We start from the raw sequence: 14,783 nt of genomic DNA, 5'->3' as shown, positions 1-14,783 counted from the left end.
GCCGGATTCCGTGCCTGCACCGATCCGGACGGGGTTGTGGATGACCCGCACCCCTGTGGATGAATGCCCGGATGGGGCCTCCACCGGCATCATCCGGGCCGGGAGGTGGTGTAGGTGGTCAGTCCTCGGAGACACCGGTCGCCGCGGAGGCGACGACCACACCGACCGCACCCGGCCCGACGTGCGCGCCGAGAACCGCGTCGAGTTCGGACACGACGATCTCGGTGCCTTCCGGAAGGCGCTGTGCGAGCTGATCGACGAGGCTGCGCGCCCGCTCGGGTGCCCCGCGGTGGTGCACCGCGACGAGCGGTTCGTCGCCCACATCGGTCGCGGCTCCGTCGACGAGCTTGGCCATCGCCTTGGTCATCGTGCGGGTCTTCTCCCGCAGGACGAGCTTGCCGTCGGAGATGTGCAGCACGGGCTTCATCGCGAGCGCGGTACCCAACAGCGCTGTGGCCGTGCCGATCCGACCACCGCGACGGAGGTGGTCGAGCCGGTCGACGACGAGCAGGGTCCGGGCGGACGCCGCGACCTCCACGGCCCGCTCGTACACCCGGGCCAGGTCTTCTCCGGCCCGTGCGGCGCGCACCGCTTCGAGGACGGCGAAACCCGAACCCATGGCGGTGTTCCGCGAATCGACGAGCCGGATCCGGTCGCCCAGCGATTCGGCGGCGTGCCGGGCTGCGTCCCATGTCCCGGACAGCACCCGCGAGAGGTGCACGGCTACGACGCCGTCTCCTCCACTGTCCTCGAGCGCCTCGGTATAGGCGTCGGTCAGTTCTGCGGGAGACGGACCGGAGGTCGTCACGGTCGACAGGTCCTCCGGCAACTCGTCGACGCCCTCGCGGAGGTCGCGTCCGCCCGCGATGATGTGCAGTGGCACAACACGGATGTCGTACCGACGGACCAGTTCAGGGTCGATACAACTCGACGAATCTGTGACGACGACGACGGACACGACGCCTACCGTAGGCCCTCCACCGGGACTTCCGCATCCCGATGCACGATCCGGACCGCGTCGCCGACAGCGGCGGCGACACGGCGGTGTCCTTCCCAACCCCAGTGGATCCCGTCGGGATTGGCGTCGTCGGAGAAGACGTTCTCCCGCACCGCTTCGGCGAGATCGACGAGGGGAACCGACTTCTCGGCCGCCCAGCGGGTGATCGCGCGTGCCGCGGGGAGCCGGCCGGCATGCACCGACCGGTACTGCTCGCTGCGGTGCACCGACGGCATGGTGCCGATGACGGGCAGATCGGGGCGCATGTATGCCAATGCGTCCCTGATCGTTTCGAGGTACTCGACGCTGACCCGGGGTGGGAGCGCCACCGGTCGCCCGAGCGGTGACAGTCGCGGCTGCAACCACCCGTAGGCGTTACGCGCCGCGCGACGCAAGGCCGGCGGGCGGATGTAGCGCAGGCCCTCCCGCAGTGCGGTGGGCAGCGGGGACGGGAGGGTGTCCATCCCGCCCACGGCCAGGACGACGGCTCCGGCGTGCGGGATCGCGGCCCACACCCGCGGGTCCTGGGTCATGGCCCACCACGCGTCGCGTGTGGTCCACCCGATCCGAGCGACGAGCTCGACGTCCCATCCGAGTTCGGCCGCGACCAGGTTGGGCCAGATCTGCGGATGGTCGGCGGGCAGGCCGCCCTTCGGGCCGTAGTAGCTCAGGGAGTCACCGATCACCAGCAGGACCGGGCGCTGCGGGGCGGCGTCGGTTCCGATCGGCGTGGGTTCAGAGGACGTCATCGGGCGCCACCGTGGCCGACGCGTTCCAGACGTCGAGGCGCCAGGACGGCACCTCGCCGTATCCGCTGAGCTGCACCCATCCGGTGTTCCCGAGACCGCCGAGGACGGACCACCGATCGACGGGCAGGTCGAGCAGGGCGGCGGTGAGCGCGGCGATCAGACCCCCGTGTGCGACCAGCACGATGGGCCGATCGCTCCAGTCCTCGTACTTGTCGAGCAGTTCGCCGACGACGGCCATGCTGCGCCGCGCGACGTCGATCCGGTTCTCGCCTCCCGGCGGTGCCCAGGTCGCGTCGGCGCGCCACGCGCTGCGCGCGCCCGGGGCCACGGCGTCGACCTCGGTGTGGGTCAGGCCCTGCCATTCGCCGAGATGCGTCTCGCGCAGCCGCGTGTCGATCGCGACCGGCAGCCCGATGCGATCGCCGAGCGCGGTCGCCGTGTCGTAGGCGCGGCGCAGATCGGACGAGACGACGGCGAGCGGATCGAACCGGGCGATCGCGTCGGCGACGGCGAGCGCCTGCTGCCGGCCGAGCTCGGAGAGGTCGGTGTCGAGCTGGCCCTGCATCCGCCGCGTGGCGTTGTACTCGGTCTGGCCGTGGCGCAGCAGCACCAGCTGCCGCACCCGCGGGCTCTGCGAACCCTCCTCCGGACGACTCACACGTCCTCCGGCGAGTCGGCGGCGTCGATCGCCGAACGGGGGCCACCCACACCATCGACCTCGATGGTCGGGCAGTCCTTCCACAGGCGGTCGAGGGCATAGAAGTTGCGCTCGTCCTCGTGCTGGATGTGCACCACGACGTCGACGTAGTCGAGCAACGTCCACCGTCCCTCGCGGGTGCCCTCGCGGCGGACGGGCTTGTGGCCGGCCTCGCGCAGCTTCTCCTCGACGTTGTCGACGATGGCGTTGACCTGACGCTCGTTGGGTGCGGACGCGATGACGAAGCAATCGGTGATCACCAGTTGCTCGGACACGTCGAGCACCACGACGTCGGTGGCGAGTTTCTCGTCGGCGGCCAGGGCTGCGATTCGGGCCATCTCCGTGGCTTCTGCCGTTGCGCTCACTGCGTGCTCTTTCTCTCGATGGTGCCGGGGGTGTTTCCGTCGAACACCGGGACGGGATCTCCGTCGGGGTGCGTATTCGTGCGGTAGAGCCGGCGTTTGCTGATGTACTGCACCACTCCGTCGGGCACCAGGTACCAGACCGGCCGGTTCTCGCGAGCCCTCCTGCGGCAGTCCGTGGAGGAGATCGCCAGTGCGGGGATCTCGACCAGGCTCACCGCCTCGGCCGGGAGTTCGTCCAGATGCGGTGCCAGGTGTTCGGCGTGCAGGTCGTATCCGGGCCGGGACACCCCGACGAAGCGGGCGAGGTCGAACAGGGTCTGCCAGTCCTGCCAGGACAGGATCGATCCCAGGGCGTCCGCGCCGGTGATGAAGTACAGCTCCGCGTCGGGATACTGCTTGCTGAGATCTCGCAGCGTGTCGACGGTGTAGGTGGGTTTGCGTCGATCGATGTCGACACGGCTGACGGAGAACCGCGGGTTGGATGCGGTCGCGATCACCGTCATCAGGTAGCGGTCCTCGGCGGGGCTGACGTCGCGTCCGGTCTTCTGCCAGGGTTGCCCGGTGGGCACGAAGATCACTTCGTCCAGGTCGAAGCTCGCGGCGACCTCGCTGGCCGCCACGAGGTGTCCGTGGTGGATCGGGTCGAACGTTCCACCCATGACGCCCAGGCGGCGCCTGGGGGCCGAGGGCCGATCCGTTGGCTGATGCACGGTTGTCCAGCTTACGGGTTCACACGGGGAGCAGACTCGCCACCACCGTTGCGAGCTGCTGCGCCGACCGGCACTCGTGCATCGTGACGACCTCGCTGTAGACCCTGGCGGCCGAATCCCCCGAACCCCATTGTCCCTTCGGCTCGGGATTGAGCCAGTGCGCGTGCCGTGCGACGGACACGAGATGTTCGAGGACCTCGAGGTTCGGATTGCGGTAGTTCGTGCGGCCGTCGCCGAGGATCAGCAGCGAGCTACGGCTGGTGAGGGCATGCGCATGGTTATCCGCGAAGCTGCCGAGGGCGTGTCCGTAGTCGGAGTGACCGTCGTAGGTGATCAGCTCCGCTTCCTTCAGCATCCGCGACATGGACTCGCCCAGATCGGACCCTGCGGCGAAATAGTGGGTGACCTCGTCGGCGGTGTCGATGAACGCGAACACGCGCACTCGGGAGAACTGCTCGCGCAGGGCGTGCACGAGCAGCAGCGTGAAGTGCGAGAAGCCGGCGACGGAACCGGAGACGTCGCAGAGCACGACGAGTTCGGGACGCGCCGGACGGGGCTTGCGGTTGACCAGGTCGATGGGCACGCCACCGGTCGACATGGACTTGCGCAGTGTGCGCCGCAGGTCGATGGCGCCGGCACGAGCGCGCCGGCGGCGCGCCGCGAGACGGCTCGCGAGCAGACGCGCGAGCGGCATGACGCTGCGGCGCAGCGCGACGAGTTCCGCGTCGGACGCGCGCAGGAAGTCGACCTCCTCGGCGAGCTTGGGCACCCCGTACTTCTCGACGCGTTCGCGGCCGAGCTGCTCGGCGGTGCGTCGGCGGGTCTCCCGTTCGACCATCGCCCGGAAATCGGCGATGCGCTGGGCGGCGGTGCGCCGCGCGACCTCGCTCTCGTAGGCGGCGTCGTCGCGTTCCTCGCGGGTGCTGTTGCCGAGCAGTCCCTCGAGGATCTTCGTGAGCAGGGTGTCCGGGGAGACGTCGCGCAGCGCCTGATAGGCCGAGAAGGAAGGGCCGTTCGACGACGCATACTGGCCGAGTTCCTCGACGATGGCGGAGACGAGCATCTCGGAGGCCTCGAGTGCCTCCGGCGACTCGTCGGACAGCAGCTCGGCGATGAGGTCGCGCAGGGCTTCGAAGTCGACCTCCCCCGTCGGGGTGCGCGGGATGCTCACCTGAGGGTCGGTGGACTCGCGGCGTCCGATCGCTGGCGGGAACCACAGGTCGAACAGGGCGTCGAAGGTCGGCCGGTGTGTGGACCGGCGGAGCAGGGTGCACGCGAGGCCTTCGCGGAGGGCCTCCCGATCGAGGAGATCGAGCACCGTCATGACCCGTCCGGCGTCGACCGTCTCGGACGGCCCGACCGCGATGCCGCGGCGGCGCAGCGCCTCGACGAATCCGACCAGGTGCCCGGGCAGTCCGTGGGGTGCCGGGGGCGCCTCGGATCCGGGAAGGTGCGCGGCGGCCATGTCAGTTCAACCGGAGCTCGGCGGCAGCGCGGATCTGGTCGGACTGGTGCTTGAGGATCACGCCGAGCGTGCTGCGCAGCGCGGTGTCGTCGAGGGTGTCGAGCCCCAGTGCGAGCAGGGTGCGACCCCAGTCGATCGTCTCGGCCACCGACGGCACCTTCTTGAGCTGCATGCCGCGGAGCACGCGGACCGTGCGCACGAGCTGGTCGGCGAGCGCGTCGGGCAGATCGGGGACCCGGCTGGCGAGGATGCGTCGTTCGAGGTCGGCGTCGGGGAAGTCCAGGTGCAGGAACAGGCACCGGCGCTTGAGCGCTTCGGACAACTCGCGGGTGGCGTTCGAGGTGAGCACCGCGAACGGCTTGCGGGTGGCCCGGATGGTGCCGAGCTCGGGCACCGTGACCGCGAAGTCGCTGAGCACCTCGAGCAGCAGGCCTTCGATCTCCACGTCGGCCTTGTCGACCTCGTCGACGAGCAGCACGGTCGGATCCTCGCGGCGGATCGCGGTGAGCAGCGGCCGCGACAGCAGGAACTCCTCGGAGAAGACGTCCTCCTTGGTGCGGTCCCACGACTCGCCCGCCGCGGCGGTCGCTCCTGCCGACTGGATGCGCAGGATCTGCTTGGCGTGGTTCCACTCGTACAGCGCGCGGGATTCGTCGACGCCCTCGTAGCACTGCAGGCGCACGAGTTCGGCCTCGGAGGTTTCGGCGACGGCACGGGCGAGCTCGGTCTTGCCCACGCCCGCGGGTCCCTCGATCAGCAACGGCTTGCCGAGGCGATCGGCGAGGAACACCGCGGTCGCGGTGGACTTGTCGGCGAGATAACCGGTACCGGCCAGACGATCGACGACGTCCTGGACGTCCGCGAAGATCGGCGGGGTGGTGGGCAGCGCACGATCCACGCTGGTTCCTTTCGTCGGGCCGGTCTCGATCAGGCGGGGCGGGTGTGGCCGTCGCCCCACACCACCCACTTCGTCGACGTCAGCTCGGGCAGACCCATCGGACCGCGGGCGTGCAGCTTCTGGGTGGAGATCCCGATCTCCGCGCCGAATCCGAACTGCTCACCGTCCGTGAACGCCGTCGAAGCGTTGACCATAACGGCTGCGGCGTCCACGCGCGTCGTGAACTCCCGCGCAGCAGCGAGGTCCGAGGTGACGATCGCCTCGGTGTGACCGGTGCCGTAACGGTCGATGTGGTCGACGGCGGCGTCGAGGTCGTCGACCACGGCGAGGGCGACGTCGAGCGAGAGGTACTCGTCCGACCAGTCCTGTTCGGTCGCGGGCACGAGGCCGGGCAGGTCGCCGTGGACCGTGACGCTGTGTTGCTGGAATGCCTGCAGGAGCTTCGGGACGGCGGTGTCGGCGATCGCCTTGTCGACGAGGATCGTCTCGGCGGTGTTGCACACGCTGGGCCGGCGGGTCTTCGCGTTGATCACGATCTTCTCCGCCATCTCCAGATCGGCCGCGGAGTGGACGTAGACGTGGCAGTTGCCGGTGCCCGTCTCGATCGTGGGGACGGTCGCGTCGCGCACCACCGCGGCGATCAGACCGGCGCCACCGCGCGGGATCACGACGTCGACCAGGCCTCGGGCCTGGATCAGATGCGTGACGGACGAGCGGTCGGCGCTCGGCAGCAGCTGCACGGCATCGGCGGGGATGCCCCGGCTCTCGAGCGAGGCGCGCAGCACCTCGACGAGCGCGGCGTTGGAGCGGGCCGCGGACGACGAGCCGCGCAGCAGCGCGGCGTTGCCGGACTTCAGGGCGAGACCGAATGCGTCGACCGTGACGTTGGGCCGTGCTTCGTAGACCATGCCGACCACGCCGAGCGGGACGCGCACCTGGCGCAGCTCGAGACCGTTCGGCAGCGTCGAGCCGCGGACGACGCCGCCGATCGGGTCGGGCAGTCCGGCCACCTGGCGCAGGCCGGCGGCGATCCCGTCGATCCGGGCGGAGGTCAGGCGCAGGCGGTCGAGGATGGCCTCTTCGGTGCCACCGGCGCGGGCGGCCTCGATGTCCTCCGCGTTCGCGGCGAGGACGGTGTCGGCGGCGGCGAGCAGAGCGTCGGCCGCGGCGTGCAGAGCCGCGTCCTTCTCGGTGGTGGTGAGCAACGCGAGACGACGGGAGGCCACGCGGGCGCGACGCGCGGCTTCGTGGACGGCCTCACGGGTGTCCGTGCCGGCGTCGGTCGCAGCTGAGTCGGGGGTCACGGCAGTCATGTATCCAGCCTAGTCGGGTCCTCGCGGAAGCCGACAGGCCGTGTGCCGTCAGCGCAGGCCGGTGCCCCGCGCCAGCGCCGTCTCCACCAGGATCGACAGCAGCTCGGCGTACTCCACTCCGGTGGCCTCCCACATCCTCGGATACATCGAGATGGAGGTGAATCCGGGCATCGTGTTGATCTCGTTGATCACCGGTCCGTCCTCGGTGACGAAGAAGTCGACGCGGGACAGGCCGTGGCAGTCGAGGGCGCGGAACGCCCGGACCGCGAGTTCGCGGATCCGGTCGGAGGTCTCTTCGTCGAGCTTGGCCGGGACGTCGAACTCGCAGACGTCGTCGAGGTACTTCGTGTCGAAGTCGTAGAACGCCTCGTGGTCGCCGGAGGTGTCGGGCATGCGGATCTCGGCGACGACACTCGCGCGGACGTCGCCGTCCGGGAACTCGAGCACGCCGCACTCCACCTCGCGGCCGATGATCGCGGACTCGACGATGACCTTGGGGTCGTGCTGCCGGGCCTTCGCGACGGCGTCGTCGAAGGCGGCCCAGTCGGCCACGCGACTGATGCCGATGGACGATCCGCCGCGGGCGGGCTTGACGAAGACGGGCAGGCCGAGGCGGGTCTTCTGCTCCTCGGTGAGGGTCGCGGTGCCGGGACGCAGGACGATCTGGAAGCCGACGGGCAGGCCTTCGGCTGCGAGCAGTTTCTTGGTGAACTCCTTGTCCATCCCGGCGGCGCTGGCAAGAACCCCGGGACCGACGTACGGGATGTCCGCGAGTTCGAGCAGACCCTGGATGGTGCCGTCCTCGCCGTAGGCGCCGTGCAGGACCGGGAACACCACGTCGACCGAGGCGAGCACCCGGCCGTAGGAGCCCTCGTCGAGGGCGACGATGTCGCCACCGCGGGTCGGATCCGCGGTGAGGACGAGATCGGAGCCGTCGCCGGCGACGACGGGCAGTTCGCGACCGGCCGCGGCGAGGCCGGCGGGGTCCGCGTCGCCGAGGACCCATGCGCCCTCGGGAGTGATGCCGATGGGCACGACCTCGTACTTCTCCGGATCCAGGTTGCGCAGGATGCTCCCTGCCGAGATGCAGGAGACGGAATGTTCGTTGCTGCGACCACCGAAGACGACGGCCACCCGGGTTCGGGGCGTACTCACGTGTCGAACCGTACCGGGTGGCGATCTCCGCGTGTCGAGCGAGTCCTACGCGGGTGGGGCCGGACACCCTGCTATGTCTCCGCGGGCTCCGGTCTCCCTCGGTGGAGGGTCGTCTCCTTCAGCGCCGCGTCGAGATCGGCGAGCAGATCCGCGGTGTCCTCGATTCCGCACGACAACCGGACGAATCCCTCCGGCACCGCATCGCCCCATCGTGCGCGACGATCCGCTGTCGTGTGGATACCGCCGAAGCTGGTGGCGGGTGCGACGAGCGTGGCCGCGCGGACGAAGCGGTGCACCTCGTCGCGGCCGGGTAGCCGGAAGGTGACGAGGGGGCCGAAGCGGCTCATCTGGCCGGCCGCCACGGCGTGGGCGGGGTCGCCGGCGAGTCCGGGATAGCGGACGTCCGTGACAGCGGCGTGCTCGAGCAGCATCCCGGCGACGGCGAGCGCGTTGGCGCACTGCCGTTCGAAGCGCAGTCCGGCGGTGCCGAGGCTGCGGTGCGCGAGCCAGGTCTCGAAGGGTCCCAGCACGGTTCCCGACAACAGTCGTTCCCGGTCGATCGCGGGCAGCAGTTCGGGATCGGCGACGGCGATGTATCCGAACAGCAGGTCACTGTGTCCGCTGAGCGATTTCGTCCCGCTGGCCACCACGACGTCGGCGCCGAGGTCGAGGGGCAGCTGGCCCAGGGGTGTGGCGGTGGTGTTGTCGACGAGCAGGAGCGCGTCGGAGACGTGGCACGCGGTCGCGATCGCGCGCAGGTCGACAGTGTCGAGGCCTGGATTCGACGGGGTCTCGACCAATACGACGGAATTGTCGGGAGCGGTCACCAGAACGTCGGTCAGGGTGCCGTCACCGAACTCCGCGACCGACATCTCGACGACCTTCACTCCGTGCGGCGCCAGGAATTCCTGCGCGTACGCGCGCACCTGGTAGTAACCGTCGGAGGGGACGACGACCGTGCCGCCCGGGGCCACGAGGGATCGCAGGGCGACCGTGATCGCCGACATTCCCGAGCCGACGACGCGGGCGGCCGAGGCGTGCTCGAGGTCGGCGAGCGCCGATTCGAGTGCGCGCCAGCCGGGATTCGAGGCCCGCGCATAGGTGTCGACGTCGTCGCGCTCGTCCTCCCCGAGGAGATACGGCGCCGCGAAGACCGGTCCCGCCTGCAGCGGGGAGCCCGGAACACCCTCGTGTGCAACTGCCTTCACACAGCGAGTCGAATCGCCCGTCATGCCACTCATTCCGGCTTGATCCGGCGTCCGAGCAGCTGCCCGATCGCGTCCTGCACCGACATGCCTTCGTGGCACACGCGGTGCACGGCGTCGGTGAGCGGCATCTCGACGTCGTAACTCGCTGCGAGGGCGCGGACCGAGGTGCACGACTTGACCCCTTCGGCCACCTGACCGTGGGTGGCCTCCTGCGCGCTCTCGAGGGACTCACCGCGGCCGAGTCGTTCGCCGAACGAACGGTTGCGGGACAACGGGGACGTACATGTGGCGACGAGATCGCCGACACCGGCGAGACCGGCGAGCGTGGCCGGCTTGGCCCCGAGGGCGGTTCCGAGCCGGGTGATCTCGGCGAGACCGCGGGTGATGATGCTCGCGACGGTGTTCTCACCGAGCCCGACCCCGGCGGCCATGCCGCACGCGAGGGCAATGACGTTCTTGCAGGCGCCGCCGACCTCGCAGCCGATGACGTCGGAATTGGTGTACGGTCGAAAATACTTTGTGGCGCAGGACTTCTGGATCTCCATGGCGCGGGTGGAATCGGGGCACGCGATGACGGTCGCGGCCGGTTGTCCCTCGGCGATCTCACGGGCGAGGTTGGGGCCGGACAGCACGGCGATGCGATTCTGCTCGGCGCCGGTGACCTGACCGATCACCTGACTCATGCGCATCAGGGTGCCGCTCTCGATTCCCTTGGCGAGACTGAGAAGTGTCACGTCCGGTCCGATATCCGCCTTCCACGCCTCGAGATTGGTGCGCAGGGTCTGGCTCGGGACGGCGAGGACCACGAAATCGGCGCCCTCTAGGGCCACCCGATGATCGGCCGTCGCCTTCAGCGAGTGCGGCAGTTCCACACCGGGCAGATAGTCGGAGTTCTCGTGCCGCTCCGCGATGCCGCGCGCCACCTCCTCGCGCCGCGCCCAGATCGTCACGTCCGTTCCGGCGTCGGCCAGCACCTTGGCGTACGCCGTCCCCCACGAACCCGCGCCCAGAACTGCTGCTGTGGTCACGCCATCCTCACTCTCATCCGATGCCCGGCACTCACGCTCGCGATCGGCCTGGAGCGGGCGGTCGCGACCGGTTCGGTCCGGGCGGTCACCACCCACGGTCGCACCCAGTATCGCGCAGGCTCCACCGACACCGCGCCGGGTCGGAGGACGGACCGCACACGACCCGGTCGCACCGGGCGGTCGTGCGGTTCGTCACCTGGCGCGACCGTGCGATTCGATACTGATGGCACAATCGGGCAATGCCCGCGACGCACGTGCTCGTTCCCGTCAAGGCCCTCGGCCTGGCGAAGTCGCGGCTCTCGCACGTCCTCGACCCGGCAGCACGGGAATCACTGGTGCTTGCGATGCTGCAGGACACCGTGACGGCGGCGCTGTCCGCCGGAGACGTGACGGTCACCGTCGTCACCGCCGACGAGCGGGTCGCGGCCGCGGCGCTGGACTGCGGCGCGGACGTCCTCCCCGATCCGGTGCGTCCCGACTCCCCCGACCCACTGAACTCCGCACTGCTCGCAGCGGCCCGCCGGGCGCGGGAGCACGCACCCGGCGCCGAACTCGTGGCGTTGCAGGCCGACCTTCCGTCCCTGCGGCCCGAGGATTTCGTGCTCGCACGCGAGACTGCGCGGCGGACCGGAACGGCCGTGGTCGTCGACCACACGGCGAGCGGTACGACGGCGTTGCTGCACTGCGTGAGCGGCACCCTGCCGCCACTGTCGTTCGGTCCGGGATCGGCCGGTCGCCACATCGATGCCGGTGCGTACCCGGTACCGGACGCCCTCCCCGGACTGCGACTCGATGTGGACACACCGGACGATCTTGCCGCCGCACTGCAACTCGGCGTCGGACCGGCCACCGCGGCCGTGCTCGACACGGTCGAGTTCCCCCTGTGCCACCCGTGCGACAGCGCTGCAGGGAGCCGTCGCTCTGCAACAATGAACTCGTGACCAACGGCGATTCCCCCGATCCCACGAGTTCCGAGCACGCGGCACCATCCGGTGCCGCACGACCCGCCGGTCGCGTAGCGACCGCCACCAGCGCCCCTCCGGCCGCGACGGGACTGCAGTCGAGGACCGATCACGACAACACGCTTCCCGTCGACCGCTATCTCAACCGCGAACAGAGCTGGCTCGATTTCAACGCCCGCGTTCTCGCGCTCGCGGAGGACACCTCGCAGCCGTTGCTCGAACGCGCCAAGTTCCTCGCGATCTTCGCGTCGAATCTCGACGAGTTCTACATGGTGCGGGTCGCCGGGCTGAAACGTCGCGCCGAGACGGGGTTGTCGGTCCGGTCCGCGGACGGCCTGTCCCCGCGGGCCCAGCTCGCGCTCATCGCGTCGAGCACGCGCGAACTCGCCGGGCGCCAGGCGCAGGTCTTCCTCGACTCGGTCATGCCCGCCCTGGCGGCCGAGGGCATCTCGATCATCCGATGGGCGGATCTGACCGAGGACGAACGTCGACGGCTGACACAGTATTTCGCCGAGCAGGTCTTCCCGGTCCTGACGCCGCTCGCGGTCGATCCCGCCCATCCCTTCCCCTACATCAGCGGCCTGTCCCTCAACCTCGCTGTCACGGTCAAGGATTCACAGTCGTCCGGTGAACACTTCGCGCGTGTGAAGGTGCCCGACAACGTCGACCGGTTCGTCCGGGTCGATCGCGCGGGTTCGTCGCACGGGCTGCCGGCCTTCCTCCCTCTCGAAGAGCTGATCGCCGCGCACCTCGACGTGTTGTTCCCGGGTATGGAGATCGTCGAGCACCACGCCTTCCGCGTCACCCGCAACGCCGACTTCGAGGTCGAGGAGGACCGCGACGAAGATCTCCTCCAGGCCCTCGAACGCGAACTCGCCCGGCGGCGCTTCGGTTCTCCCGTGCGCCTCGAGGTGTCGGACGACATGACCGAACACATGCTCGACCTCCTGCTGCGCGAACTCGACGTCGATCGGGTGGATGTCGTCCAGTTGCCCGGCCTGCTCGATCTGTCGTCGCTGTGGCAGGTGCACGCCGTCGACCGGCCGGATCTCAAGGACGCCCCCTTCGTGCCGGCGACCCATCCCGCCTTCGGCGAGCGTGAGACACCGAAGAGCGTGTTCTCCACCCTGCGCGAAGGCGACATCCTCGTCCACCATCCGTACGACTCGTTCTCCACGAGCGTGCAACGGTTCATCGAGCAGGCCGCAGCCGACAGCCAGGTCCTCGCCATCAAGCAGACGCTGTACCGGACGTCGGGCGACTCCCCCATCGTCAACGCCCTGATCGCCGCTGCCGAAGCGGGCAAGCAGGTCGTCGCGCTCGTGGAGATCAAGGCGCGCTTCGACGAGCAGGCCAACATCAAGTGGGCACGCAAACTCGAACAGGCCGGTGTCCACGTCGTATACGGACTCGTGGGTCTCAAGACGCACTGCAAGACCTGCCTGGTCGTGCGGCGCGAGGGTTCGACGATCCGCCGTTACTGCCACATCGGCACCGGCAACTACAACCCGAAGACCGCTCGTCTCTACGAGGACGTCGGCCTGCTGACATCGTCCCCCGAGATCGGCGCCGACCTCACCGACCTGTTCAACACCCTCACCGGATACTCCCGGAAGGCGCAGTACCGCAATCTGCTCGTCGCACCGCACGGGGTCCGCAAGGGCATCATCGAACGCGTCGAGCGTGAGATCGAGCACCACGAGGCCGGTCGCCCCAGCGGGATCCGGCTCAAGGCCAACGCCCTCGTCGACGAGCAGGTGATCGACGCGCTCTACCGCGCGTCGCGGGCGGGGGTACGGACCGAGGTGGTCGTGCGCGGGATCTGCGCCCTCAAGCCCGGTGTGCCCGGCCTGAGCGAGAACATCACGGTGCGCTCGATTCTGGGGCGGTTCCTCGAACACTCGCGGTTGTTCCATTTCCGGGGCAGCGACGAGTACTGGATCGGCAGCGCCGACATGATGCACCGCAACCTCGACCGTCGCGTCGAAGTGATGGTGCAGGTGAAGAACGCCCGGCTCGCAGCGCAGTTGGACGGCATCTTCGATTCCGCGCTCGACCCGGTCACCCGCTGCTGGACTCTCGAGGGCGACGGCACGTGGACGGCGTCCCCGGAGCCGGGAACCGCTGCCCGCGACCACCAGGTCGAACTCATGCGTAGCCGCGCGTCCTGAGGTGGAGGGAACGTTGACCGAATCACGCGACAAGCCCGTGAAGGCCAACATCTTCGCGGCGGGCGCCGTCCTGTGGCGTCCTGCGGCGGACGACGCTCCGCACGATGCGCAGGTCGCGCTCGTGCATCGTCCGCGCTACGACGACTGGTCCTTCCCCAAGGGCAAACTCGACGCGGGTGAGACGGCCGTGATCGCCGCGGTGCGGGAGATCGAGGAGGAGACCGGATTCCGCGCCGCGCTCGGCCGCAGCCTCGGGAAGGTCGTCTACCCCGTTCCAGGGCACCGCAAACTCAAGCGGGTGGACTACTGGGCGGCGCGCTGCCTCGACGGGCGGTTCGCGCCCAACGACGAGGTGGACGAATTGCGTTGGGTGTCCCCCGAAGAGGCATTCGACCTGTTGTCCTACCCGATGGACCGCAGCGTCCTGCGCCGGTTCCGCCGGGTGCCGTTGGACACGACCACGGCGCTGATCGTGCGGCACGCCAAGGCCGGAAGTCGGAAGAAGTACAAGGGCGACGACCGTTACCGGCCCCTCGATGCGTCCGGACGGGCGCAGGCCGAGGCTCTCGTTCCGCAGTTGACGGCATTCGGCGGCGACAGCGTGGTGTCCGCCGACCGCACCCGGTGCATCGCCACGGTCGAACCGTTCGCCTCCCGGCACGGACTCGAGATCGCGATCGCGCCGTCCCTGTCGGAGGAGGAGTACCGCGCCGATCCGGACCGCGGCCGCAAGCGGGCGTTGGAGATCGCGTCCGGTCCCGGCACTCCCGTGATCTGCAGTCAGGGCAAGGTGATCCCGCCGCTGCTGGAGTGGTGGGCCGAGCGCGACGGTCTCGCGCTGCCTCCGGCGCGGAACCGGAAGGCGAGCATGTGGGTGTTGTCGCTGCGCGGGGATCGTCTCGTCGCGGCCGACCACATCGACAGTCCGCTTCCGACGGGCCACCCGCCGGTGGACGACGAGAGCATCTGACCCGAGTACGCACGACGGCGGCCACCGGACACCCCGGGGCCCCCGCGCGACACCACATCGGCGGCGGCCCGGGGGGGCCCCCCGAGCGCGGGGGT

The 14,783-nt window shown here is 69.6% G+C and carries 14 protein-coding genes; 3 read left to right on the top strand and 11 right to left on the bottom strand.

Annotated features, from left to right (window positions below; all coding sequences use genetic code 11):
• Nucleotides 1-118 precede the first annotated feature (118 nt).
• The 11 genes from A5767_RS13480 to A5767_RS13430 form a co-directional block, all read right to left on the bottom strand.
• Nucleotides 119-958 (bottom strand): DegV family protein, encoded by an 840-nt coding sequence (locus tag A5767_RS13480; RefSeq protein WP_006554508.1) that lies wholly within the window; start codon nt 956-958, stop codon nt 119-121.
• Nucleotides 959-963: 5 nt separating this feature from the next.
• Entirely contained in the window at nt 964-1,746 is a 783-nt protein-coding gene (gene octT, locus A5767_RS13475; protein ID WP_006554509.1) for a diglucosylglycerate octanoyltransferase, read from the bottom strand.
• Entirely contained in the window at nt 1,733-2,311 is a 579-nt protein-coding gene (locus A5767_RS13470; RefSeq protein WP_230810365.1) for a histidine phosphatase family protein, read from the bottom strand. Before A5767_RS13470 ends, octT begins: the two co-directional genes overlap by 14 nt.
• An 89-nt stretch (nt 2,312-2,400) precedes the next feature.
• Entirely contained in the window at nt 2,401-2,808 is a 408-nt protein-coding gene (rsfS, locus tag A5767_RS13465; RefSeq protein ID WP_024101369.1) for a ribosome silencing factor, read from the bottom strand.
• Nucleotides 2,805-3,467, bottom strand: a complete 663-nt coding sequence (gene nadD, locus A5767_RS13460) for a nicotinate-nucleotide adenylyltransferase (protein WP_064852498.1) — start codon at nt 3,465-3,467, stop codon at nt 2,805-2,807. Before nadD ends, rsfS begins: the two co-directional genes overlap by 4 nt.
• 70 nt (nt 3,468-3,537) lie before the next feature.
• The gene (locus A5767_RS13455) at nt 3,538-4,983 is read right to left on the bottom strand and encodes a vWA domain-containing protein (RefSeq protein WP_059380803.1); all 1,446 of its coding nucleotides are present in this window, start codon (nt 4,981-4,983) and stop codon (nt 3,538-3,540) included.
• A gap of 1 nt (nt 4,984) precedes the next feature.
• Nucleotides 4,985-5,881, bottom strand: a complete 897-nt coding sequence (locus tag A5767_RS13450; protein ID WP_006554514.1) for an AAA family ATPase — start codon at nt 5,879-5,881, stop codon at nt 4,985-4,987.
• 29 nt (nt 5,882-5,910) lie between these two features.
• Nucleotides 5,911-7,194, bottom strand: coding sequence for a glutamate-5-semialdehyde dehydrogenase (locus A5767_RS13445; protein ID WP_064852497.1), 1,284 nt, complete (start codon nt 7,192-7,194; stop codon nt 5,911-5,913).
• Between the two features lie 48 nt (nt 7,195-7,242).
• Nucleotides 7,243-8,349: a D-alanine--D-alanine ligase family protein gene (locus A5767_RS13440; RefSeq protein ID WP_064852496.1), complete on the bottom strand. Its 1,107-nt coding sequence runs from the start codon at nt 8,347-8,349 to the stop codon at nt 7,243-7,245.
• A gap of 71 nt (nt 8,350-8,420) precedes the next feature.
• On the bottom strand, nt 8,421-9,581 hold the full coding sequence (locus A5767_RS13435) for a cystathionine gamma-lyase (protein WP_006554517.1): 1,161 nt from the start codon (nt 9,579-9,581) through the stop codon (nt 8,421-8,423).
• Nucleotides 9,582-9,586: 5 nt separating this feature from the next.
• Entirely contained in the window at nt 9,587-10,585 is a 999-nt protein-coding gene (locus tag A5767_RS13430) for an NAD(P)H-dependent glycerol-3-phosphate dehydrogenase (protein WP_064852495.1), read from the bottom strand.
• Nucleotides 10,586-10,824: 239 nt separating this feature from the next.
• Between A5767_RS13430 and cofC the strand changes: the two genes are divergently transcribed.
• Genes cofC through A5767_RS13415 form a run of 3 tightly spaced genes read left to right on the top strand, consistent with a single transcriptional unit; the run spans nt 10,825 to nt 14,688 of the window.
• The gene (gene cofC, locus A5767_RS13425) at nt 10,825-11,526 is read left to right on the top strand and encodes a 2-phospho-L-lactate guanylyltransferase (protein ID WP_064061348.1); all 702 of its coding nucleotides are present in this window, start codon (nt 10,825-10,827) and stop codon (nt 11,524-11,526) included.
• The gene (locus tag A5767_RS13420) at nt 11,523-13,718 is read left to right on the top strand and encodes an RNA degradosome polyphosphate kinase (protein ID WP_064852494.1); all 2,196 of its coding nucleotides are present in this window, start codon (nt 11,523-11,525) and stop codon (nt 13,716-13,718) included. Before cofC ends, A5767_RS13420 begins: the two co-directional genes overlap by 4 nt.
• A 13-nt stretch (nt 13,719-13,731) precedes the next feature.
• Entirely contained in the window at nt 13,732-14,688 is a 957-nt protein-coding gene (locus tag A5767_RS13415) for an NUDIX hydrolase (RefSeq protein ID WP_064852519.1), read from the top strand.
• Nucleotides 14,689-14,783 lie beyond the last annotated feature (95 nt).

The organism is Rhodococcus sp. 852002-51564_SCH6189132-a, from assembly GCF_001665495.1.
Classification (GTDB): Bacteria; Actinomycetota; Actinomycetes; order Mycobacteriales; family Mycobacteriaceae; genus Rhodococcus; species Rhodococcus pyridinivorans.
The sequence above is the reverse complement of the archived record's forward strand: the minus strand, read 5'-3'. Positions and strand labels throughout refer to the sequence as shown.

Bases quoted from the DNA above. Each gene is read 5' to 3' on its own strand.
- octT (WP_006554509.1), bottom strand. From the start codon at position 1,746: ATGACGTCCTCTGAACCCACGCCGATCGGAACCGACGCCGCCCCGCAG.
- A5767_RS13470 (WP_230810365.1), bottom strand. From the start codon at position 2,311: ATGCAGGGCCAGCTCGACACCGACCTCTCCGAGCTCGGCCGGCAGCAG.
- nadD (WP_064852498.1), bottom strand. From the start codon at position 3,467: ATGGGTGGAACGTTCGACCCGATCCACCACGGACACCTCGTGGCGGCC.
- A5767_RS13455 (WP_059380803.1), bottom strand. From the start codon at position 4,983: ATGGCCGCCGCGCACCTTCCCGGATCCGAGGCGCCCCCGGCACCCCAC.
- A5767_RS13445 (WP_064852497.1), bottom strand. From the start codon at position 7,194: ATGACTGCCGTGACCCCCGACTCAGCTGCGACCGACGCCGGCACGGAC.
- A5767_RS13435 (WP_006554517.1), bottom strand. From the start codon at position 9,581: ATGACGGGCGATTCGACTCGCTGTGTGAAGGCAGTTGCACACGAGGGT.
- cofC (WP_064061348.1), top strand. From the start codon at position 10,825: ATGCCCGCGACGCACGTGCTCGTTCCCGTCAAGGCCCTCGGCCTGGCG.